The 22964-nt window shown below is 65.2% G+C and carries 20 protein-coding genes, 1 tRNA gene and 1 pseudogene; 11 read left to right on the top strand and 11 right to left on the bottom strand.

The features are described from left to right. Positions 1-42: 42 nt before the first annotated feature. The 5 genes from infA to ACXYMW_RS09705 all read right to left on the bottom strand — a co-directional run bounded on the left by infA (position 43) and on the right by ACXYMW_RS09705 (position 3154). A complete protein-coding gene (gene infA / locus ACXYMW_RS09725) occupies positions 43-261 on the bottom strand; it encodes a translation initiation factor IF-1 (protein WP_005978431.1) in 219 nt (72 codons plus the stop codon). A 111-nt stretch (positions 262-372) separates the two neighbouring features. Further along, a complete protein-coding gene (locus tag ACXYMW_RS09720; RefSeq protein WP_459035116.1) occupies positions 373-1266 on the bottom strand; it encodes a carbon-nitrogen hydrolase family protein in 894 nt (297 codons plus the stop codon). Beyond that, positions 1263-1727 (bottom strand): DUF2948 family protein, encoded by a 465-nt coding sequence (locus tag ACXYMW_RS09715; RefSeq protein ID WP_459035115.1) that lies wholly within the window; start codon positions 1725-1727, stop codon positions 1263-1265. The genes ACXYMW_RS09720 and ACXYMW_RS09715 overlap by 4 nt, the downstream gene beginning before the upstream one ends. Then, positions 1724-2995: a UDP-N-acetylglucosamine 1-carboxyvinyltransferase gene (murA, locus tag ACXYMW_RS09710; RefSeq protein WP_459035114.1), complete on the bottom strand. Its 1272-nt coding sequence runs from the start codon at positions 2993-2995 to the stop codon at positions 1724-1726. Before murA ends, ACXYMW_RS09715 begins: the two co-directional genes overlap by 4 nt. Positions 2996-2998: 3 nt before the next feature. Beyond that, on the bottom strand, positions 2999-3154 hold the full coding sequence (locus ACXYMW_RS09705) for a hypothetical protein (RefSeq protein WP_459035113.1): 156 nt from the start codon (positions 3152-3154) through the stop codon (positions 2999-3001). Positions 3155-3251: 97 nt separating this feature from the next. On the opposite strand from ACXYMW_RS09705, the gene ACXYMW_RS09700 reads away from it, so the two are divergent. The 10 genes from ACXYMW_RS09700 to ACXYMW_RS09655 all read left to right on the top strand — a co-directional run bounded on the left by ACXYMW_RS09700 (position 3252) and on the right by ACXYMW_RS09655 (position 15059). Beyond that, positions 3252-3326 (top strand) — tRNA-Thr (locus tag ACXYMW_RS09700). 34 nt (positions 3327-3360) lie between these two features. After that, positions 3361-4992, top strand: coding sequence for a tyrosine-type recombinase/integrase (locus tag ACXYMW_RS09695; RefSeq protein WP_459035112.1), 1632 nt, complete (start codon positions 3361-3363; stop codon positions 4990-4992). A 221-nt stretch (positions 4993-5213) separates the two neighbouring features. Then, entirely contained in the window at positions 5214-6983 is a 1770-nt protein-coding gene (locus ACXYMW_RS09690) for a DUF927 domain-containing protein (protein ID WP_459035111.1), read from the top strand. 141 nt (positions 6984-7124) lie between these two features. Next, positions 7125-7871, top strand: a complete 747-nt coding sequence (locus ACXYMW_RS09685) for a recombinase family protein (protein ID WP_459035110.1) — start codon at positions 7125-7127, stop codon at positions 7869-7871. A gap of 171 nt (positions 7872-8042) precedes the next feature. Further along, on the top strand, positions 8043-8402 hold the full coding sequence (locus tag ACXYMW_RS09680; protein ID WP_459035109.1) for a helix-turn-helix domain-containing protein: 360 nt from the start codon (positions 8043-8045) through the stop codon (positions 8400-8402). Positions 8403-8883: 481 nt separating this feature from the next. Continuing rightward, positions 8884-9705 (top strand): chromate resistance protein ChrB domain-containing protein, encoded by an 822-nt coding sequence (locus ACXYMW_RS09675; RefSeq protein WP_459035108.1) that lies wholly within the window; start codon positions 8884-8886, stop codon positions 9703-9705. Next, the gene (chrA, locus tag ACXYMW_RS09670; RefSeq protein ID WP_459035107.1) at positions 9702-11051 is read left to right on the top strand and encodes a chromate efflux transporter; all 1350 of its coding nucleotides are present in this window, start codon (positions 9702-9704) and stop codon (positions 11049-11051) included. Before ACXYMW_RS09675 ends, chrA begins: the two co-directional genes overlap by 4 nt. A 442-nt stretch (positions 11052-11493) precedes the next feature. Continuing rightward, positions 11494-11991: a metallophosphoesterase family protein gene (locus tag ACXYMW_RS09665; RefSeq protein ID WP_459035106.1), complete on the top strand. Its 498-nt coding sequence runs from the start codon at positions 11494-11496 to the stop codon at positions 11989-11991. Positions 11992-12044: 53 nt separating this feature from the next. Further along, a complete protein-coding gene (locus tag ACXYMW_RS09660) occupies positions 12045-12227 on the top strand; it encodes a hypothetical protein (RefSeq protein ID WP_459035105.1) in 183 nt (60 codons plus the stop codon). Between the two features lie 1314 nt (positions 12228-13541). After that, on the top strand, positions 13542-15059 hold the full coding sequence (locus ACXYMW_RS09655; protein ID WP_459035104.1) for a tyrosine-type recombinase/integrase: 1518 nt from the start codon (positions 13542-13544) through the stop codon (positions 15057-15059). Between the two features lie 98 nt (positions 15060-15157). On the opposite strand, the gene ACXYMW_RS09650 is transcribed toward ACXYMW_RS09655, so the two are convergent. From ACXYMW_RS09650 to ACXYMW_RS09640, 3 genes are read right to left on the bottom strand one after another with little or no spacing between them, the layout of a single operon-like run. After that, positions 15158-16153, bottom strand: a complete 996-nt coding sequence (locus ACXYMW_RS09650) for an ABC transporter substrate-binding protein (RefSeq protein WP_459035103.1) — start codon at positions 16151-16153, stop codon at positions 15158-15160. Continuing rightward, positions 16153-17985, bottom strand: coding sequence for an MFS transporter (locus ACXYMW_RS09645; RefSeq protein ID WP_459035102.1), 1833 nt, complete (start codon positions 17983-17985; stop codon positions 16153-16155). Before ACXYMW_RS09645 ends, ACXYMW_RS09650 begins: the two co-directional genes overlap by 1 nt. Before the next feature lie 56 nt (positions 17986-18041). Continuing rightward, a complete protein-coding gene (locus ACXYMW_RS09640; protein ID WP_459035101.1) occupies positions 18042-18749 on the bottom strand; it encodes a hypothetical protein in 708 nt (235 codons plus the stop codon). Positions 18750-18931: 182 nt separating this feature from the next. On the opposite strand from ACXYMW_RS09640, the pseudogene ACXYMW_RS09635 reads away from it, so the two are divergent. Continuing rightward, positions 18932-19036: pseudogene (locus ACXYMW_RS09635) on the top strand (IS6 family transposase); the annotation flags it as partial. A gap of 211 nt (positions 19037-19247) precedes the next feature. Here ACXYMW_RS09635 and ACXYMW_RS09630 read toward each other — a convergent pair. From ACXYMW_RS09630 to ACXYMW_RS09620, 3 genes are all read right to left on the bottom strand, one after another. Then, positions 19248-20483, bottom strand: a complete 1236-nt coding sequence (locus ACXYMW_RS09630; RefSeq protein WP_459035100.1) for a GAF domain-containing sensor histidine kinase — start codon at positions 20481-20483, stop codon at positions 19248-19250. Between the two features lie 292 nt (positions 20484-20775). Continuing rightward, entirely contained in the window at positions 20776-21147 is a 372-nt protein-coding gene (locus tag ACXYMW_RS09625; RefSeq protein ID WP_459035099.1) for a response regulator, read from the bottom strand. After that, on the bottom strand, positions 21147-22964 hold the full coding sequence (locus ACXYMW_RS09620; protein WP_459035098.1) for a PAS domain-containing protein: 1818 nt from the start codon (positions 22962-22964) through the stop codon (positions 21147-21149). Before ACXYMW_RS09620 ends, ACXYMW_RS09625 begins: the two co-directional genes overlap by 1 nt.

The following is a 22964-nucleotide window of genomic DNA, read 5'->3' as shown; positions in this document are numbered from 1 at the left end:
AGGGGCCCGAGGGGCCCCTTCGACAGCGCGCCGCAGCGCGACTTACTTGAAGCGGTAGTTGATGCGGCCCTTGGTCAGATCGTAGGGCGTCATCTCCACCTGAACCTTGTCGCCGGCCAGAACCCGGATGCGGTTCTTGCGCATCTTGCCTGCCGTATGCGCGATGATCTCATGGCCGTTTTCAAGCTCGACCCGGAACGTCGCGTTCGGCAGGAGTTCCTTTACGACACCGGGAAATTCGAGCGTATCTTCCTTGGCCATGGTCTCTCCTGAATTGCGGAAACGGGCCGGTGCATCGCACCACCCCTGCAACCCCCCTTAGATGGCACATTGCGCGGAATGTTCAAGTGCAAAAGCGCCGCATATGGCGGCTCAGCCCAGGCGCACGCGCTCCGGTGCGCCGTCGCGCCCGGCCTGGTCGTCCCAATGCGCGCGGTTCAGCACCACGCCGCCGCGCCGCACCTCGCCGATCCGCGCCAGGTCGACCTCGGCATAGGTCCAGCCCGGCACGTCGAGCCCGCCCTCGGCCAGCACCCCGGTGGGCGGAAAGCCGGTATCGGGCGGGCCGAAGACGCCGCCGCGGCCGCAATTGGTGTCCACCGCCTCGGACCAGTCCGCGGCGCCGGTGGTGGAGGCCATCACCGTCACGCATTGCTGCTCGAGGGCGCGCGCCATGGCGCCGATGCGGACCCGGCTGTAGCCCGCCAGCGCCTCGGTGCAGGACGGCACGAGGATCAGGTCGGCCTCGGCCAGCGCCCGCCCCAGCAGCGGGTATTCCGAATCGTAGCAGATCAGGATGCCGATCCGCCCCAGCACGGTGTCGAAGAGCCGCAGTGGCCCGCCGCCCACGACGCCCCATTCCTCGCGCTCGAAGCGGGTCATGATCTGCTTGTCCTGGTGCCCGACCGCGCCCGAGGGCGCGAAGAGCCGGGCCCGGTTCACCGGCCGGGTTCCGAGATCGGCGTCGAAGACCGGCGCCGAGGCGGCGAGGATGTGGACGCCGTGCGCCGCCGCCAGCCGGGCATGCAGGGCATCGGCCTCTGGCACCCGATCCGAGACCGCGCGCAGCGAGGCCTCGAGATCGCCCGCGACCTCGGCGCCGGCCAGCGTCGCCAGCTCCATCGCGCCGTATTCGGGAAAGACCAGCAGCTCGGCCCCGGCCCCGGCGGCCTCCGCCACCCAGCGCGAAAGCTTGTCCTCGTAGGCGGTCCAGCCGTCGAGGAAGTCCAGCGGATAGGCCGCCGCCGCCACGGTGACGCGGCTCATTCCGGGTGCTCGGGCAGCCGTCCGGCCGGCGCCTGGTAGGGCCGCGTGACATCCTTGAGCGTGACCTCGAGCGCCTCGACCTCGACGCGGATCGCGCCGTCGCCGGCCAGGGTGATCTCGACATGGCCGGAAGCGTCGGGCCCGGGCGCGAAGGTCACTGCGAGGATCTGCAGCACGGTGTCGGCGTCGCCCTTCGGCACGCCCTGGCTCGCCACCGAGAGCGCGTTCTCGACCACCATGACCGATTGCACGCGCTCGGGCTGGACGCCGCGCCGCTCCTCGCGGCGCGGCCGGTTGACCAGGAAGGCCAGCCGCCGCTCGCGCGGACGCCAGGAGATCTCGGAGGCCGGCAGCACGGCATCCTGCACCAGCGCCGAGAGCACGGTCAGGTCGTCGGCATCCATGGCGCCGAGATAGACCGCGCGCGGCGCGGCATCCTCGAACCGGGCATCTGCACTCATTGCCCGTGCACCCGCTCGATCTTGGCGCCGACGCTGGACAGTTTCGCCACCACGTGTTCGTAGCCGCGATCGAGGTGGTAGACCCGGTTCACGATGGTTTCTCCCTTTGCCGCAAGACCGGCCAGGATCAGCGAGACGCTGGCCCGCAGATCGGTGGCCATCACCGGCGCGCCCTTGAGGGTGTCGACACCATGCACCTTGGCCGTCCCCCCGGACACGTCGATCCGGGCGCCCATCCGCATCAGTTCGGGCGCGTGCATGAACCTGTTCTCGAAAATCTTCTCTTCAAGCACCGACGTGCCCTCGGCGATGCTCAGCAGCGCCATCATCTGCGCCTGCAGGTCGGTCGGGAAGCCCGGGAACGGCTCGGTGGTGACGTTGACCGCGCGCACCCGGTCCTCGCGGCGGCGCACCTTGAGCCCGGCCGCGGTCTCCTCGATATCGATCCCGGCGCGGTCCAGCACCTCGCAGAACGAGCCCACGAGGTCGATGCGGCCGCCCAGGCACTCGACCTCGCCGCCGGCGATGGCCGGGGCCAGCATGTAGGTGCCGAGCTCGATGCGGTCGGTGACCACCCGGTGGGTGGCACCGCTCAGCCGGTCGACGCCCTCGATGGTGATCGTGTGCGTGCCGTCGCCCTCGATCCGCGCGCCCATCTTGCGCAGGCAATCGGCGAGGTCGACGATCTCGGGCTCGCGGGCGGCATTCTCGATCACCGTGGTGCCGCGGGCCAGCGTGGCGGCCATCAGCGCATTCTCGGTGGCGCCCACCGAGACCAGCGGGAAGCGGATCACCCCGCCCTTCAGCCCGCCCGGGGGCGCCTTGGCGAAGACGTAGCCGTCGCGCAGGTCGAGCTCCGCGCCCAGCGCCTCGAGCGCCCGCAGATGCAGGTCCACCGGCCGCGCCCCGATGGCGCAGCCGCCGGGCAGCGACACCTCGGCATGGCCGTCGCGGGCCAGCAGCGGCCCCAGCACGAGGATCGAGGCGCGCATCTTGCGCACGATGTCGTATTCCGCCCGGTGGCTGGTCAGGGCGTGGCTCGACATCGCGATCACCTTGCCGTCCTGCAGGCTCGACACTTCGGAGCCGAGCGAGCGCAGAAGCTCCGTCATGGTGCGGATGTCGGACAGCCGCGGCGCGTTGGTGAGGGTCAGCGGCTCCTCGGTGAGCAGCGTGGCCGGCATCAGCGTGAGACACGCGTTCTTGGCCCCCGCAATCGGGATTTGGCCCTTCAGCGAGCCGTTTCCGGTGACGACGATCGAATCCATGTCTTACCTGTCCTTGCCCGCTTGATCCCCGTCGCCCGGCTTCGCCTCGCGCGCCTTGGCCTGCGCCTTGCGGCGGCCGAGATTGGCCTTGAGCGCCGCCTTCAGCCGCGTTTCGCGGTCCGGTTTCGGCGCTTTCGGGGTGTCTGGTTTGCGCTCCATGGCCCCCCTCTACAGGAGGCGCAAAAAACCGTCCAGATTGCCCTTGCACCCTTCCGGGATTGTCAGTAGAGACGCGCCCACACCGCCGATGGCGCGGGCTGCTGTAGCTCAGTGGTAGAGCACTCCCTTGGTAAGGGAGAGGTCGACAGTTCAATCCTGTCCAGCAGCACCACCTCAACCCCCTGATCACAAACAAGTCGCTTGCATTGCAGGGCGATCACCCATTTCGCTGTTACAAACGGCGTTACAACTGGGTGTTCTGGATGGGCCGCAATCCCCGCCACTTCCTCGAGCGCAACGGTCGGTATTTTGCCCGCCTCACGGTGCCGGCACCCCTTCGCCCCTACCTCGACGGCAAGCGCGAGCTGCGAAAGCCGCTCGGCCCGGACCGGCGCATGGCACTCAGAAAGCACCCGATAGCGGTTGCGGAGCTGATGCAGAAAATTACCGCAGCCGAACGGCGGGCCGCGGAAGCTCAAGGCATACCCGAGACCCCGGGACGCTATCCCCTTTCCGACGCGCAGATAGCCCTTCGCAACTACATTGATCGCTTGCAGCAGGACGCGCGCGCGCGAACAGAGTTGCCCGCCTATGCGTCGATGGGGATAGACGACCGCTATGTCGCCACGCTTCGTGCCGGCATGGCAGGGTTGGCCACCAACGCCGAGCTTGAAGAACTTGTCGGTCACCGAATCGAGCACTTCCGGAAGATCGGCAACACCACCGTTGAGCACGGCACACCCGCCTGGCGCGGCTTGGCAATGACTCTCTGCATTTCCGAATACGAGGCGCTCTCGCGCCTGGTCGAGCGTGACGAAGGGGATTTGACGGGCACACCCGTGCACCCCATGCTTCGCGATGGTGTGCTTGCACACGACGAAGAGCCGCCCATACCGCTGCGGCACCTGTTCGAGGATTACCTCGACCACTTGGCGACCTTGGGGCGCTCCCCGCGCACGATCAGGAACTGGCGGGCAGTCTACGACAATCTGCGCAGGTTTCTTCGCCATGACGACGCTCGCCGCATCACCAGGCAGAACATGATCGCCTGGCGCGACGAGATAGCCACCACGCGCTCGGCAAAGACCGTAAGCGAGACTTACCTCGGCGCGGTCCGCGCAGCGTTCAACTGGGCCGTCTCGGAAGACCGGATCGCCGAGAACCCGGTCGACAAGGTGCGCCAGCGGGCTGCGAAGGAAGTGCGCAGCCGATCGAAGGGATACACCGACCTCGAGGCGCAGACGATCCTCTCCTACTCACGCGCACATGCACCCGCCGTAGAACATGGCCGCGTGCGCGAAGCGCCGAGCACGACCGCGGCACGACGGTGGGGACCCATCCTGGCAGCGCATACCGGTGCGCGGATCACCGAGATCATGCAGCTCCGAAAGTCCGACCTCAGGCAGGAGGACGGCATTCACGTTCTGCGGTTGTCGCCCGAGGCCGGCACGATCAAGACCGGGCATTACCGGGATGTGCCGTTGCACCCGCAGCTCGTCGAGCTTGGCTTTCCCGAATTCGTGGCCGAGGCGCCCGACGGGGCGCTGTTCTATATCGCCAAAGCCGACGAGGTGCGCCTCGACAAGGCGGAACACCAAGGGAACCGTATTGCCGCGTGGCTGCGCAAGGCGAACCTTGTCCCGTCTGGAGTGCAGCCGAACCATGCTTGGCGGCACCGGTTCAAGACGGTCGCGCGGGAAGTGGGAATATCAGACCGGGTCGCTGACGCCATCTGCGGTCATGCCGGCAGAACCGCCGGGGACAATTACGGCGACGTTTCCATCAAGGCGCGAGCCCGGGCAATCTGCCAGATGCCCCCTGATGAGTTGGACGGCTGACCCCTTCCTTCAACCGCCGAACTACTGTTCAGCTGAGGACTCCGTGCTCGGTCGATCCGAGGTGACGATCGCCATAATCGAGAGCCAACTCATCTGCCTCAGCGTTGCCCGCAGCCTGTGTGGCCGGACGGTTCCGACGGAGGCAAATGTTCTAACCGCATCCCTCGTGCCAGCCCGCTATATACTACGTGTTGGGGCAAGTTGCCTCTGACCGCTCGCTGATGCGCTATCAGCTTCGGACCACACGCCAGATGACGACGATCGTTTCCAGCCCGCTCGGCCTCGCGCTCCCTACCGCATCGCCTCCCTATTCGCCCAAAGCCGAGGAAGGACGGCCGGCGGGCTTCGCACCCCAGGAGGATGGGGTCTGGGCCAGCATCGACACCGACGGAGACGCCTGCCTGCCCTGGCGCATCTGTGGACCGCTTTGGGTCGTGGCGCTGTGCCGCCGGCCCGAAGACGACGACTGGGGCCGCCTGGTGGATGTCCCGCGCTCGAGCGGGGGCGTCAATCGCGTGGTCGTGGAAGCGGAGGTGCTCACTGGCCCCCCGGGCGGGATCGCCGCGGCCCTGCGTAGCGGAGGGGGAGAGATCGCTAAGGACCCGGCCAGCGAGGCCTTGGTTGCGAAGTTGGTCCGCCGGTGGCGGGTCGGGCGGCGCGTGGCGCTGGCCCGGGCCTGCGGATGGTGCGCGGCAGGATCGTATCTGACCACCGGCGGTCGCTCGCTGGGCACGATCGACACGCTCATGCCCGAGCTCGCACCGGCGACGGTCCAGGCGGCAGCATCGCGTGGCAGCTTCGATACCTGGCGCCTCGCGGTCGCGGCCAAGGCAGAGGGCGATCCGCTCGCCATGCTGGCCCTGTGCCAGGCGTTCGCGGGTCCGCTGCTGCAGCCGCTGGGCCTCGCGAGCGGCGGGTTCCACCTCTGCGGTGGGACCGCGGTTGCGCGCGCGGACCTCCTGCGCATTGCCACGTCCGTCTGGGGCGGGCCGCCCCTGATCACGCCCTGGCGCGATGCCGCCCCGGCTGCCGAGGCCCTGCTGGCAACCCGCCGCGACAGCTTGCTGGCGCTCGAGGGCCTGGAGGACGCGGCTCCCGCCGAGCGCACCACGCTCCTGCGGCGGCTGCGGGGGATGGGCGGTGGCACCAGGGGATCAAAGCCGCGCCGCTGGCGCGGTGCGATCCTGAGCACCGGCACGCGCCCCTTGAAGGCCCCCCTGGCGCGGAGGGACGCTGGCCAGGCCGTAGACTGCGACCTGCTGGTCGACCTCCCGTTGCCGGGGTCGCCGAACCAGGCCGACTCCAGCCAGCTTGACGGCGCCAGCCCCTGGGGAGCTCTGGCCGAAACCGCGGCGGCGCATGGCGGACATGCCGGCCCCCGCTTCGTCGAGGAGATGCTGACGCGGCTCGACAAGACGGCGGCAATGCAGAGCATCCTGGATAACTTCGTCCGCGCGGTGCGGCTCCCGGAGGGCATCCGCACCGAGGCTCGCACCCCCCTGGTGCTCGAACGCTTCGCCCTGGCCGCGCTTGCCGGCACCCTGGCGACCCGTTGGGGGATCACCGGCTGGCAGCGGGAGAGCGCCGTGCGTGCGATGGCGTCGCTGGCGAACGCCACGCTGCGCGCCCCTGGCGACACGCTCGACGAGGGTGCCAGCATGCGGCGCCTCCGCAGCTTCCTCGAAACCGCCGGCCCGAAACTCGCCAGCCTTGCCGGGGGCGGGAACGACGAGACCGGCTGGCAGGATGACCGGTTCTTCTACCTCCGGCCGGCGGTCTGGCGCGAGATCCATGAAGGCCTCGACCCCATCAGCGCGGCACGCCACCTGAAAAGGTTGGGGTTGCTGCACTGCAACTCGGGCACCCTGCAGTATCGGCTGTCCCGGCAGGGGCCCAGGCAGCCGCGGGTCTATGCCGTCTCGCGCCAGGTCATGCGTCCCGAGGGGGAGACCCACCCGCCGAGCAAAGCCGGGCCCGCCCTCGAGCGCTGAGCTCGATCCAAGTGATCCAAGTGACCTGAAACAGCCATCCCACTTTCTTGGATCACTTGTATCGGGGCCGCGCCGCTAAACCAGAACCTACCACCTCCACGCCCGTAGGACTTCCTCATGCATCACAGAGAGTTAAAGCCGATGCTCTGGACCGATAAACTCGAGATTCCTAGAAAGACGTCGCGCCGAAAAGTCGTCGCCTATATCAGGGTCTCGACGAAGCCGCAGGCCGACGGCCCAAGCTTGGATCAGCAGCTTGAAGCCATCAAGAAACATGCCAGTCGAAACTACATGGAGATCCTGAGCGTCCATGAGGACACGAAGTCGGCGTATCGCCAAGGCATCTTGTCGCGCCCCGGTCTGCAGGATGCCGTTCATGCGGCCAAGGAGGCAAACGCAGCATTGTTGGTCCTGAACGCAAGCCGCCTCACCCGGCGGCTGGACGACATTCCAAGGCTGCAAGAACTGGGCGTCAAGATCTATACGGTCGATGAAGGCTTGATGACGCAAGTGAAACTTTGCCGGGCGGTGGAAAAAGCTCAGGGCGAGGGAGCGGCGAAGAGCTCGGCTCAGAAGTCCAGGCGTCGGACGCAGAAGGTTTCGGGCGCTCTCACGCCCGAACAGCGTGGGCGCGGCGCGATCACCGCGCGTCTGCGCGACCATGACAATATCCATGCCGCGGCGAAATGCCTCTGCAAGGTGAAGGGCGCTCGGGACATGACCTATGGCGAGCGTGCCCACGCACTCTCTGCTGCGGGCATCGTGAAAGTGGTGAATTGCTCCGGCATCACTGTGAACTGGACCGGGGAAAGCCTGCGCAAGGCCTGGCCGAGAATTCGCGACGAGATGGACCTGCTCGAAGAGGATGATCCGTTCGTGGGAGGTTAAGCTCCGGCTTGTCGAAACCCAATATCACTGAATAAGGAGAAATTCAGGGAAGCCTGAGCAGTCCAGCAGCGCCATTGCTATAATAAAACTATCAGCAATTACGCTGTGTTAAGGGACTTCCCGATGCCCAGAAAATCCTACCCGCATGAGAACAGCCAGTTGGCGCGTTTCGTGACCAGACGGATCATCGAACTCGCGCCCGGCATATCGCAACGCGACATCGCGACGGCAGCTGGCTTCACGAACGCCAATTACCTGTCGATGATCAAGTCGGGCGCCACCAAGGTGGCGCTCGACCGCATTCCCGCCCTCGCCACAGCCCTGCAGACCGACCCCCGGCATCTCTACCTGCTGGCGCTCGAGCAGCATGGCTTCGAGACCCAGAAGGCTGCGGTCGAGGCGATCTTCGGCACGCTGGTGACGGAGAACGAGGTGGCGTGGCTCGAGGAGATCCGGGCTGCCTCGGGGCAGAGCGATCCGCGTCTCACCAAGCGGGCGCGCAGCGCCCTGCGCGCCATCTTCGGCCAGTAGGAGACCCGGGATGCATGGGTTCACATTGCCCGATGATCGGTCCGAGCTCAGTGCCGCGGAGCGTGACTGGGTCACCTTCCTGAGGATGATCTACGGCAACCGCGTCCGGCCCCCGACCTTGGCAGCCGTCCAGGCGCTCCAGCACGCGCTGGCAGGGCGCTGAGAGGAGGGGGCCGATCCCGGGCCGTGAGAGTTGCCGGCAGACCGAGATGACGCTCCAGCCCGCCTCCCAGGCCCGCGCAGCATCAGGGTTGCGCCGAGGGGCACGGACACCTTCGCCGGGCGGGCTCGGCGTTGCCTGCCAACCCCCGCCTGGGCTCTACGAAGCATGCGCCAATCCCCGCGGGGACGGCTGCGCGGGTGATCGTGAGATATTGACGGCAGCTATCGGCCGGCCCGATACTGCGCGTATGGGGACCGCGATCTCCCCATCAGGCTCCGGCCCAAGAATCGCGTCCGTATTCACTTGAGGACGCATGCCATGCCGAGCCCCACCGCCATGACCCCCGACAAGCTGCTTCGTCTGATCGGGCGAGCCGACACGCCGCACCTGATCGACGTTCGCATGGAGGAGGATTTCTCCGCCGATCCCCGCCTCGTCCCCGGCGCAGTCCGCAGGCCGCTCGAAGCGGTCGCGGACTGGGCGACCGGCCTCGGCGACCGTCCGGCCATCGTCATCTGCGCCGAAGGGCGTGCGCGCAGCGAGGGAGGGGCGGCGATGCTCCGGTCTCTCGGCGTCACCGCGCAGGTCCTCGAGGGCGGTCATGCCGCCTGGACCGCGGCCGGGCACCCAGCGGTGCCCTGGGAGAAGATCCCCGAGCGTGACACGTCCGGTGCCACCCTCTGGGTGACCCGGTCGCGGCCGAAGATCGACCGGATCGCCTGTCCTTGGCTGATCCGGCGCTTCGTCGATCCCGCCGCGCGGTTCCTCTTCGTGGCGCCTTCGGAAGTCCTCGGCGTGGCGGAGCGCTTCGGCGCGACGCCGTTCGACATCGAGGCCGACATCGTCTGGACCCATCGCGGCGAGCTCTGCTCCTTCGACGTCATGGTGCAGGAATTCGGGCTGTCGGTCGCGGCGCTGGACCGGCTGGCCCGGATCGTGCGCGGCGCGGATACCGCCCGGCCGGAGCTCGCCCCGGAGGCGCCGGGCCTGCTCGCCGCCTCGCTCGGGCTGTCGCGGATCCATTCCGACGACAATGCCCAGATGGAGGCCGGCCTGCTGCTCTATGATGCCTTCTACCGCTGGTGCCGCGACGCCACCGACGAGACGCACAACTGGCCGACGAACAGGGTCCGGTCATGAGCCGGCCCGAGATCCCCTTCGGCGCGGCGGTGCGCGCCTGGGCGCGGGTCGCCGCGCTGTCCTTCGGCGGGCCGGCCGGGCAGATCGCCGTCATGCACCGCATAATCGTCGACGAGAAGCGCTGGGTCGGCGAGGGGCGGTTCCTGAGCGCCCTGAACTTCTGCATGCTGCTGCCGGGCCCCGAGGCCCAGCAGCTCGCGATCTATCTCGGCTGGCTGCTGCACCGCACCAAGGGCGGCGTCGTGGCCGGGGCGCTCTTCGTGCTGCCGGGCTTCCTCGCCATCCTCGCGCTCAGCCTCGTCTATGTGCGCTGGGGCGCGGTGCCGGCGATCGAGGGGGCGTTCCTCGGGCTGAAGGCCGCGGTCCTCGCGGTGGTGGTGCAGGCGGTCTGGCGGATCGGCGGCCGCGCGCTGCGGAGCCGGGCGGCGCTGCTGCTCGCGGCCGCGGCGTTTCTCGCCATCCACGTCTTCGCGGTGCCGTTCCCGGTGATCGTGGTCGCGGCCGGGCTGACCGGCTGGCTTGCCGCGCGGCGCGGCCACGCGCCCTTCGCCCCCGGCGGCCATGGCGGCGCCAGGGACGGGCTCAGCGACGCGGAGTCGTGGCTCGGCACCGAGATCCCGGCCCATGCACGGCGCGGCGCGGCGACCCTCTGCCCGGCGCTGGTCGGCCTGGCGCTGTGGCTGGTCCCGGTGGCCGCGCTGCTCGTGCTGCTGGGCGCCGACGACACCTTCGCGCGGATGGGGCTGTTCTTCAGCCAGATGGCGGTGGTGACCTTCGGCGGCGCCTACGCGGTGCTGGCCTATGTCGCCCAGGCCGCGGTCGAGACCTTCGGCTGGCTCAGCCCCGCCGAGATGCTCGACGGGCTCGGCATGGCCGAGACCACGCCAGGTCCGCTGATCCAGGTCGTGCAGTTCGTGGGATTTCTCGCCGCGTTCCGCGATCCCGGCGCGCTCGACCCGTGGCTGGCAGCGGTGCTGGCCTCGATCCTGGTGACCTGGGTGACCTTCGTGCCGTCCTTCCTGTGGATCTTCCTCGGGGCGCCGCATATCGAGCGGCTGCGCGGCAATGCCGCGCTCTCCGGAGCGCTGTCGGCCATCACCGCGGCGATCGTGGGCGTGATCCTGAACCTCGCGGTCTGGTTCGGCGTGCATTCGCTGTTCGCCCGCCAGGTCGCGCTGACAGCCGGCCCGCTCGACCTCGACCTTCCGGTGCCGGCGAGCCTCCAGCCGGTGGCCGCGCTCATCGCGCTGGCGGCGGCCATCGCCCTGTTCCGGTTCCGGGCCGGGGTGCTGCCGGTCCTTTTGGCCGCGGCGCTGGCCGGCGCGCTCTGGCGCTTCGCGGGCTGAACCTCAGGCCGGCCAGTGCGGGTGCAGCCGGTCGATCACCACGGCATGGCGGTGGCTGCGCCCGCCGCCATGTTCTGCCAGATGCGCATGGCTACTACGATCCCGAGAGCGGCCAGCCAAGTAAGACTTAGGAACGCCACCGGCGCGCCAGCCAGGGTCATAAGCAGCCGGCCACCGGAAAGGTCATGAGCATGACTGAACACGAACTGCACGGCGAAGACGGTCGGACAGCCCTCGGGATGCGCCGAGCGCCGCAGCAGACGACCCCACGGCGTAGGCTCCGCCGAATAGCTTGCGCCAGCCCGACCGGTCGACGGGCGCGGCTTGGCAGGTAAATTCCGAGAACGGTGCTGCTTGAGGTTACTGAACCGTGGCGGTGCCCCATCATACGGTGCTGGCTTGGCAGAGCTTTGGTTGCAAAGATTGGGAGACAGGATGTGCCATGACAATTGACGCCTCCCCGGTGCGCCCCCCGCTTCGAGAGTGTATCGGCGTCATCTCTGACACCCATAGCCTGCTCCGGCCCGAGGCGGTGAAAGCCCTCCAGGGCGTCGAGCATATCCTGCATGCAGGCGATATCGGGAACCCAAAGCATCTCGACGAACTGCAGCGCATCGCCCCGGTGACGGCAATCCGCGGCAACATCGATCGCGGCAATTGGGCGGATTCGCTTCCTGAAACGGTGAGTCTGACAATCAGGGGTCTTCACATCCACATGATCCACAACCGTCAGGATTTGCTTGCCGATCCGAAGAAAGAGGGGTGGGATGTCGTGATCTCGGGCCACTCCCACCGGCCGAGCATCGAGGAGACCGGCACCCTCCTCTGGCTGAACCCTGGCGCGGCCGGACCCCGCCGCTTCCGCCTCCCGATCACCCTGGCCTTCCTGTGGAACCAGGGCGGACATCCCAAAGCAGCGATCCATCCGTTGCCTGTATGACCCACCCCCCTTTGCGCTCGGACCATTGCCCGGCGACGAAGTTCATCACCGCCTTGACCGCGCCGAAGGCGATGACGATGGACACGAGGAGCAGGAACGACCCCTTGCGCCAGGCCGAACTCTCTCTCCGCAAGGCTCGGCACAACTCTCCGGGTCATGCCGATGGCAAACCCCACCAGCGGGACCTGGATCAGTTGGTGCGCGACGTGCCCGGCATGTTCGCCAACCCCGTATGAGCGTCCATCCTCGGTCATTCCGGAATCCTTCGCTACCTACGGGGTGCAGTATCGGGAGACCTTGGCGTGGCAACCGTGGGAACCCCACGGCTCGAGCGACAGGCTCATTGCGCCTGGACTCCGGACGCCTCCGCTCAACGGGCGCTGCGCGTGGCGTCAGAACGAGCGGGCGCGTTGTGGTCCCCGTGAGGGCAGCCTTCAGGCGCTCGAGGTCGAGGCAGGCGCGGCCCAAACGTCAATGGTCGCCGGTCGGACCAAGCGGCATTCCGACGCTCTCCGTCCGCCTATGCGGTCCGGACCGGCGAGGAAAGGTTGGCGATGTCCGATCCGGCGGATCCCGCGAAGTCCTAGAAGATTCGGAGTCGCCGATCCGGACGCGCAGGGATGCCGCAGACGCCGTAAATGCAATCCTGCCGCTTGAACGTGATGCGGAACTGGACGCTTCCGCCCCTTCCGCGAGCACTCGAAACGGAGCGCATTTGCCTTTCGTGAATGTTGACGTCTGTCAGGGTCAAACTTGACCGAGGGAAAGAACGACAAGCGGCGGGGGAAAGGTCAGAAAGGTGTGTGTGACGGGCTTGCCACGGCCGAATCGCCACAATGCCCAGGAAGTCTGCGCTTTTCTTCAGGAAATCGAGGACCTGGGCTTCCGGCCGTCGTAGCATTACAGGAGGGATTTTTGCGGGCCATTCAGTGATCCCCCGAGCGCATTTTCCCACCATTTCCACCTGCTTCTAACTTCAGAGATAAAACACCACGTTGGGCGTCATCGGCATGTGGTCATGGGTCTAGGTGGGGCCTCGCCGCGCCCACTATGTAGCCCGGGCCTACCCGGTCGGCGACGTCACGGACCTCGGCGAGTGCACGCATCCGCCGGCCGGGTCGCGCAGGCCCTCGAGCCAGGTGGTGGCTGGTCCAAGTGAAGTTTGGCGACTTCAACCCCGACCTGCACCGAGATCAAGGCTAAGCTATGACCAGCGATCATGCCGCTCGTCAGTCAGAGGATCGCCCATTGCTCCACCGGGGCACCCGCGCCAATCTGACCGCCGGGCTCCGGCTTCGGGTGGATGAAGAATGGGTCGAGCAATCGCAACTCTGACACCGTCAGCCGCACTTATGGTCACCGCTCAAGCGCGCTGTTGACCCGAGATCTGACTGGGCTCTCGATCCTCTGAAGGTCGTTGCAGGCCGACGAGCCGAAACAGCCGACCTGTTCCTGTCACAAAAAAATTTCGACCGCTTCGACGGGAGCATCCTCGAAGAACTGAAAGGAGCGTAGACTGGCTGCGAGCCTCCTCGTTGTGGAGTGTTTGCATGTCCCCCACCGCATTTTCGGCGCGGGTTCCGGATGTGGCCATACCAGCGATCGGCACCTGCCGTTTCGCCGATTCAGAAATCGTCGCTGGGCTCGGGTTTCGCGACTCCCCCTATTGGCACGCGCTGTTGCGCTGCCGACATCTAGGCATCCACAGGCCGGACCACCGTATCTGCAACTGGACGGCGCGCCTGCTAACCAGAGACAAGCGTTATGTTCAGAAATGTCTCGGTCCGGCCCTAGAGCTTGGCCGCGGCCGCGTCGGCTTTCACGACGCCGTCGAGCGGGCCTTTGAGTGGTTTGAAGATGCGGAAAAGCGCGAGATCGCGAATGCGCCCAAGGCGACTGGACGTGTGACCGAAATTAGTGTGTGCCCGACTGGTGAGGTCTACACGGTCGGGCACGCGCTTCGGGACTATGTCGGCTGGACGCGCCTCGCGCGTTCACCGGGCGGCCACTACAACAACCTCGTCCTGATCAATTATCACCTCGTGCCGAACTTCGCTGCGGTGCCACTGGAGCAATTCAACGCGACGCACTCGGTTGTCCTGGCCCAGCAGGTCCTGGAGACGCCACCGCGGTTCGGCTTCATGCCCTATCGCACATCCGTGTCTATCGACGAGCTGACACCCGACGAACTGCGCCGCCGGAAGCGCACCTACAACTCTCTCGCCAGCATCTTGCGCATGGCATTCCAGCATGCCTGGGAGAGTGGTCATATCTCTTCAGAGCGGCCGTGGCGCTGCCTCAAGCGCATCCCGGTCAGCCACGCGCCTCGCACGATCTTCCTTACGCGCCCCGAATGCACGCGCCTCCTCGACGCCTGCACACCAGCCCTGCGCCGCCTCGTGCTTGCCGCGCTGTATTCCGGTTGTCGTGTCGGAGAGTTGGGCGCGCTAAGGGTCGAGGACGTTGGCCGACAAGGATTCGGTTTACGGGTCGGCAGCTTCAAGCGTGGACCGGAGAGATTCGTGTTTCTCCCAGACGAAGGCATGGTGTTCTTTCTTGCGTGTTGCGAAGGCAAGAGTGATCGTGATCCGGTTCTACTCTCAGATCGGGAAAAGGTCTGGCGGCGCCAACACACGAACTTGTTTCGGCGTGCGATTGCAAAAGCCGGGCTGCCGACGTCCTTCGTCTTCCACGGGCTGCGGCATACATACGCTTCCGATCTTGTGCGGGCCGGTGTGCCGCTCGATATCGTTGCCAAGCAACTCGGACATGCCAATACGATCACCGTCAGCAACACCTACGGACACCTGGCGGAGCACTATCGTGAAGAGCAAGTGCGGAAGCGTTTCACGCCGCTCTCGGATGAGCACGCGCGGCAGGCGCTGGCAGCCGAGGCGCGGCTGCACGAGCTCTGGGAGTCGTTTCAGCCGGCGGACTGGCGAGATTATGGGGCGGTAGACTCACGAGGCAGAACACCTCTTCAAGCGTTTACCAGGGTCAACCATGATGTTTTGGAGATATTTTCAGAAGCGGAAAGATCACGTCAGTGCGAAAATGATACGAGATAAGCCGAGGAGAATGGGCGGCCCATACCGGACCCTAGTAATTTCCGCAAAGACAGCCTATTGGAAGCCCGAAGCCATTGGCCAGGCCTGATTGTGAGAATTCACTTTATTACTTCCGCGAATTCAAGAAGATCAATCGGCGGCCAGAGATCGATGGCTCGGGCAAAGTCCAAGTTCACTGTCAGGGCGAAATCCTGCATTCTGGCAACCGGTAGTTCGGAGGGGTCCGCTCCGCCCGACAGGATCGCTGTCACCTGCTGTCCCGCAAGCCGACCCACCTCATAGTAGCGGGCTGCGACCGAGATCAGGGCATATCCGTTGCGCACCATCTCTTCGTAGGGGCTCAAGACCGGAAGATCGACGTTCCGGGCAGCGGCACTCAGCGTTGCGGCGTTGGCGCGCAGAAACGAAGAGCTGCCCACATACAGCGCGTCCGCGCCCGAGGCCTTCAACGCTCTGATCTGGTTGCCGATATCCTCGACCATCGGTGCGCCGCCCTCGGACAGGGCAAAGGCACGGTCTACGAGTTTGATTCCAAACCTCGGCAGCAATTCTGCCATCTCATCGCGCTTTAAGACCGAGTTCTTCTCGTTCGGATTGTAAAGAAGGCCGAGGGCTCTCATATCCGGCAGAAGTTTCAGAAGCGTGTCCACGGTGACGCGCTCGGGCACACGGTTGTAGGTGCCGGTGATGTTGGGGCGCCCCGTTCTCTCAAGGCTTTCAACGATACCGGACCCGACGGGGTCGGCAACGATCATGAAGACCTGCGGGATATCGTTATTTAACTCCGGGTTCTGCCGGTCCGCCAGCGTGCCGGCGATGGCAAGGGTGACGGTGGTGCCCCAGGACACGATCAGGTCAACCTGATTCCGTCGAGCCTCGTCCAGCAAGCCATCGAGATTGGCCCGATCCCGGTCCGCGTCGCGAATACGCACGGAGACCTCGGGCATCGTTTCGGCCAGATAATCGATCACGCCCTGGCACGCTTCCTCGCAGCCGCGCCACGTAGCGATGAGGACCGTCTTTTCCCCGGCGCCTGCTGGGGCGCCGAAGAGCACCAGGCCCGCGAGGGCGAGGGTAGAAACCATGCGTCGCATCAGGGTTCGTGCGCCTCCTTCTTCCGACCTCTCGGGCTAAGCATGACAAAGGCGAGCAACGCCGACAACGACAGCATGCCGAACGCCGTAAAGACGGGTGCGGGGTTTGTTGCATCGATAGTCAGTAAGGCTATCAGGAACGCCACGATCGCGCCGAGCCGTTCGGCCATGCGAAAGCGATCGATCCAGTGGAGATTGGTGCCGGCCGCCTCTACAACCAATGAATAAAGCGGGGCACGAAGAAGCGCGTGCCCGATGCCGAGGGCCAACGCAATGACGGCAGGTGTAACGGCCGCTACCGCCCCCCCCAAAAGGACACCAGCAGACAGTAGAGCGCCGAGAACCATCGCCGTGCGATCGGTCATCGCACCCCTGCTGATGATCTGAGCCGCGAGCGGGGCTAAGAGGATCGTGGGCAGATAATACAGCATGACGAACCGCGCGATCGCGGCGGTGTCATAACCCTGCCCGGCCAAGGTCAGAGGAAGCAAATACCAGATTACCACAGCAGTAATCGCACTGGCCGGAATCGCGATTAAGACGACCAGAGCTGCATAAGTTTGAAACGCCGCACGCGGTCCGATCGCCGCCTGCGGGCGGTAAGGCCGTCCTGCCGGCCCGCAAAGCGCCCATCGCGCCACCGGCAGGGTGGCAAGCGTCGCCAAAGCTCCCAGCAGGATCGCGGCGGCGTAGCCCGCTTCGAAGGCGGCGATGCCGCCGACCACCGTGCCGGCCAGAATGCCGCCGAACAGTGCCGTGTTCTGAGATGATTGGGTCCGGTTCGCCATCCGCCGTCCCCCCGCCCGCAGCGCATAGACCGAGCAGGACACAACAGCCAGTGTATAGCCGATCCCGACGGCCATCCGCCCGAGCGTGATCCCCGTAAGGCTTTCGGCAGTAGCCATGACGACGAGACCAGCGACAATGGGAAGGATGGCCCAGACGAATGCTTTTCGCGGACCGATCGACCGCACGAATGTGCCTGCGAGCGGGGCCATCACGGCGGCGGCCGCGAGGTAGACTACCAGCGGAGCTGCCGCGGCAAAAGGCGCTGGTAGGCTTTCGCTATACACTGCGCTTCTGGCCATAATAGGAAGGAAGGACGCTGTCGTCTCCGTTCCAAAGGCCAGCAGAAACACAGGCAATCTTGCGGTCACAGGCAGCGACACCTCGAGTGTCCTCACTTTGTCCTTCGCCTCGCATAAGTGCCAGGCGCGGTCGTTCAGACGCTCGGCCGGGGCGGCCAACGGGCCCTCCGGAGGCACGGCCATGACACTGTCAAAGCGCCCCCGTCGCTGCTCTTCCAGAAGCTTCATAAATGTCGCGCGCGGAATCCAGACGCTTCGCGCAGCGAGCGCCACGATGATTTCCGTGCCGAGCAGGACAATTGCGAGCGCGATCAATCCGATATCGGTCAGCACACGGAAGGTTCTTGCCTCGAGAAGACGCGGATTGCCATGGATCGTGACGGTCGCGACGATCCTGTTTCCGACCAGAATTGGTAGCGTGTCCGTCCACGCGCGAAAGCCCAGCCAAGGGGTCTGCGCGGCGTCCCGGTCGGGAGCGGTTACGTCCAGCAGCACCGCCCCACGCGACGACGTGACGGCGACGTGCCGAACCTCTGGAAAGTTGGCCACCAACGTCTCGACCTTGTTCTCAAGCCCGGCGACCGCGTCGAGCGGTATGCCAAGCTCAAGCGCGCGCTGCAGGTCCTCGCGCACAATCGTGCCGAGCAGTTCCGTGCGTTGCCGAAATTCCGGTGCGACCGCCTTGCCGAAAGCTCCGAGGGTTACAGCCGCGAAGATCGAAACGGCCACGGTCAGGATCAGCATTAGAGACAGCATAACCCTGATGCGAACGGCCTGAGGGCGTGGAGCCACGTGATCGCTCACGAGTTCGCTTCCCGCGCCCGCAGATAAGCGTTTTCTGCATCCTTCAGGGCATGCGTGATGTCTATTTCGCTGTCATGGGGGGCGGCGTCATGTTGTCCACGCCATAGCCTGCGCTCCAGATCGCGATCGGCGTCGGCGATGGCCCGGTCCGCCGCAATCTCGGGCCTCAACACGGCCTTGACCGACCAAGCGGAAACCGCGCTGCCGAGTATGCACAACAGTAGGGCCGCGGTGGCCAGGCGTCCCGCCATCGCCCATACCGCCGTATTGGCTGCTGCCCCCGAATATTCGGTGAGAAGCGCACCGACGAGAGTTTCATGGCTGTCCCTGAAGGTGATGAGATAACGATAGTCACCGCCTTCCCGGTAGCTTGATGGAAGCCCGGGCTCTTCAAGGCGCCGAAGCGTCGCTGCGCCGATGTCGCCACCGTGTTCAGGCAACGTGCTCACCATCACCGCGCCATCTGAAGCGATCACGCTCAACGCGATAATGGCACTGTCCGATTGTCGGGACCGCTCGAGGATGCCCGGCAGATTGCGAACCGAGGCAAGGTCCAGACCGATTCCGGCCGCTGCCGCCAACGGTTCTGCTGCGCGTTCCGCGACAATCCTCAACCGCTCGCGCTCCAGTTCCGAACGAACCTGGTGAAACTGCAACGTCGCAAGAACGACGAACGCGACAAGCACCGCGAGATTGATTGCCACCGACAACAGGACAAGTGCCCGATATGAATTGGAAGGCGCCGGCATGATGCGAAAGCTATGAGGCGGTCGATCCGCGTGTCAATCATGCCGGTCTTGTAACGGTTCCGACAGGGATCAAACGGAAGGGAGCTGCCAGAGCAATCACACGTGAGCCATCTGCGGCCGTCATCAAGCATTGCGGAATGACCAAACGTAGCCCGTTCCGCTACTACAATACGTTACCCGAGATCATTCGTCTCGCGGCCATGCTCTACATTCGTCCGTTGTCGCTGCGAAACATCGAGGACAGCTGCAGGAGCGCGGCCGTGAAGCGGGGGTAGAGGAATAAGTCGGGCCTTCGTGGCTTGCGCGTCGGACGACCGCTTCCCGCACATTTAGAACGCAAGCGCTCACAGCCCCAACCCCGGCCGATCGCTGAACATTCGACGAACGGCGGCGTTGGTTAATAACCCCGTCCATCGCCTACCGTCGCCGAAGGGCAAGTATCCAAGTGGGTGCCTATCGCGCAAGAAGTGGCAGCTTGAATGCGAAGATCGTGGTCCCGTCCTTGCAGGCTACCTCGATCCGACCATTGTGTGCAGTTGCGATGGAGGACGCGATATGGAGACCGAGCCCCAGTCCTTCACCTGTCGTGTGCTCGCCTCGCTGGAATGGTTGGAACAGGGTCTGCCGGACATCCTCCGGAATGGCCTTCCCGCGGTTCGCGACGGTGATTTCGACCTCGTTCTCCCGGACCATGCCTTGCACCGAAATGGGCGAGCCATGTGCTGCATGTCGCGTGGCATTGGACAGCAGATTTGACACCGCTTGCGCCACGCGCGGCGCGTCGCAACTGATCGGCCGGTCGAAGTGCAAGTCGAGCGAGATATCCTGCTCAGGTGATGCCGCACGAACCTCTTCGACGACCTGTCGAATGGCCTCCGCCAACGGGGCGTCCGGAGTTGCGGAAATCCGGATGCCGCTTCCCAACCGCGCCTTGGCATGCAGCATGATGTTGTCGATCAGGTCCCCCATGCGGTGGAGCGAAGCGCGCATCATCGGCAGGATTTGCTGCGCCCTGTCCGGCAGCGGCTCCTTGCCCAGCTGCCTGACCCCCGCCGCGAGCGCGGCGACCGGGTTACGCAGGTCATGCCCCAGCACCGCGACGAACTCTTCTTGGACCCGGGCCATCTCGCGTTCGTATTCGACGAGCCGCTCCTGCGCTTCCAGCCGCTCCTCGGTTTCCAGCCCGCGGCCGATGGTCTCCGCGAACATCTCGAGCATGGCAACCGCGCGCGGGTTCTGAACGTCGCGCGGCACGGTGTCGATCGCGCAAAGCGTGCCGAAGAAGGTGCCGTCGCTGCGGTGGATCGGTATGGAGGCGTAGCTGACGATGCCGAACTTGGCCGCTATGGGGTGATCCCTGTAGGTCTCATTCGTGGCGACGTCGCTGAACAGAACTTTCTGCGAGGTTCTTCGCACCGATTGGCAAAACGTCGACTGGATCTCGATCTCGTCACCTTCGGCCAAGCCGAAGTTGACCTCGTCCACGGTGCGACAGGCGACCCAGCGATCGGCCGTCACCCGGGCGACCGCGGCGAACCGCATGTTGGTAGCCAGCATGACAGTCTCGAGTATGGTGCCGACGAATTCACTGGCGGCCAACTTCTCGATGTCAGCCTGGAAGTCATGCATTCCGGCCAGGAAGGCTTCATGATCCTGGATGGCGGCGCGCCGCTGGGTGTCTCCGTCCACTTGTTGCCTCCATTGCCTTCGTCCTGAGTAACACGCGGCATCCAAGCGGCAATGAAGTATCTGACGTCCATACTGTGGGTGCAAGCGAGGTCGCCACAGCCGAAGGATCGGGTGCGGGACGACGGTTGTGACCGCGGATCAAAGGAGCGATGGCCATTCCGCAGCCCCGGCGGGCGTCTCAAGCAGCTCATACCTGCCTTGAGTATGCTGCCCGAATGCCCCGCCGCAGCGTGTCCGGGTCGCTCCCACCGTTACGCTCGGCGAAACAACCTCTGCTGTGAACCGGCCTCCATCATTCCGACTCCAGCGACTGCTCTTTCATCACCGATCGAAATGCCGCGGCAATCATGTTCTCGTCGTAGGGCTTCGACACGACAATGAGGTCTCCCTCTGAGGCGATGGAACCATAGCCGGTTGCCAAGATCATGGGGACGCCGCGATGCCTCAACTCTTGCGCGAGCTGGTCCGAGAATTCCCCATTCAGGTTCCGGTCGAGCATGGCGCAGTCGAAGGTCTCGATCTCGACAAGTGACCAAGCCTCGCGGAGCGAGTTTGCTGGGCCGACGACTTCCGCCCCGAGGCCCCGAAGGATCTCCACCGCATGCATGGCTATGAACAGCTCGTCCTCGACGAGCAGCACACGCTTGCCCTGAAGCTCCCCCATCACGCTTTACCACCGAGTCTGGTTCGCGGCAGGTCAATCTCGCAGGCGGTGCCGCCTGGCGGAAAGGCGATCCGCAGTTCGCCGGTCAAATCCCGCTCGACAATGCTACGAAGCAGCCTCACCCCGAACCCACTTTTCCGTCCGTTTGGGCTGGCCGGTCCATTGGATTCGAGCCAGTCGATCCGAATGCACTCCGGTCGTTCGTGGCTCGTCGAGCACCGCACGCTGAGCTTCCCATCTGACATGGAAAGGGAGCCATGCTTGATCGCGTTCGTGGCGAGTTCGTGGAGCCCCATAGATAGAGAGACCGCGGCTTTCGGCGTCAGGCGCTCGTCGGTATCGATGAACACGTGCGTTTGGCTGTCTTTGCTATCCGAGATTCCACACACGTGGAGCGCGGTGGTGAGAACATCGGACAGCATTGCGTTCGACCAGTTCTCCTTTGTGAGGAGGTCATGCGCCCCCGCAAGTGCGCGCAGACGGGCCTGAAACTTCGACTGGGCCTGCTGGGGGTCGGAGAGGTCCCGGAAGGACTGCACGGCGATGCTCTGCACGATAGCGAGCGTGTTCTTCACACGGTGGTTCAACTCCTCGACAAGCATCTGCCGCGCTTCCTCGGCGCGACGCCGGTCCTCAATATCCAGAAAGGACGTGATCGCGGCTACGATCTTGCCGGTCTCATCACGCAAGGGCCGACCGTTGACGATCCAGCGCCGCTTGCCGGCGCTGGTGTCGTAGATTACCTCGCGGCCGGTGGTCTCCTCCCCATGCTCCAGCGCCCGAATGATCGCGAGTTCGTCTTGAGAATAGCGACGGCCGTCCAAATGGCGCAGCGGCAGATCACGATAACGCTCCAGCCCGCCATTCAGTTGGTCCAACTCCATCATGCGACGTGCTTCCTGATTTATGAGCGGCGGCTTTCCCTGGGGATCACGTGCCACGCTGATGCCCACCGGCGTCGTCTCGATGACGGCCTCGAGAAACGCGCGCTCCAGCGCCAGCTCGCGCCGGCTGTTCTCAAGCGCATCTTCGGCCCGCTTGCGGTCCGTGAGGTCCAAGCCGATGCCGATCTGCCGGTCATCGGACAGCCGGACGTTGGACCAGCTCGTCTGCAAGGTCAGCCCGTGTCGCGTGACGAGGCGGATGTCCTTCCAGCCTTGGCAGCTTTCCATGAAGCGCGCCACCTCGGCCCGGTAGTCGGGGTCGGGATAACACATCTCGAATACGGGCTCGGCACGGGCTTCCTCGGTCGACCAGCCGGCCAGGCGCTCGAATTCCTGGTTCACCAGAAGCAGGTTCTTGTCCGCGTCATACATGGTGATCATCACAGGGATGATATCGACGATGCGTTGGAACAGCTCCTGTTCGCCGGCCAGGAGCTCTTCGGCATTACGCCGCGCCTCGATCTCAGCTTCCAATTTCTGCTGTGCCAGGACGGCCTCGGTGACCTCCACAGACGTCAGGACGAGCGAGGTGATGCGGCCATCTCGCCGCACGGGGGTCAGGCTCCAGTTCCACCAGGTTGGACCACGCTCGAGACCGTCATAGCGGTAGCGTTCGACGACGAAGGGCTCACCGGTCTCGGCGACCTGCCGGTATACGGCCATAACTCGGTCGGAATTGCTGGCGAACTCGGGGAGCGTCAGCCCAGCCACGCCCTTGGTGCGAAACGGCTCGTCCAGCACCTTCTGGAAGGCCGGGTTATGCGCGATGACACGGAACGGCTCCTCGGCCTCAAACAGCCCCAAGCAGGCCGGCGAGTGCTCGAAGAGCTCGGAAAGACCCGGCGCAGAATGGGCAGAAGACAGTTCGATCAT

The organism is Roseivivax sp. CAU 1761, assembly GCF_054482755.1.
The sequence above is the reverse complement of the archived record's forward strand: the minus strand, read 5'-3'. Positions and strand labels throughout refer to the sequence as shown.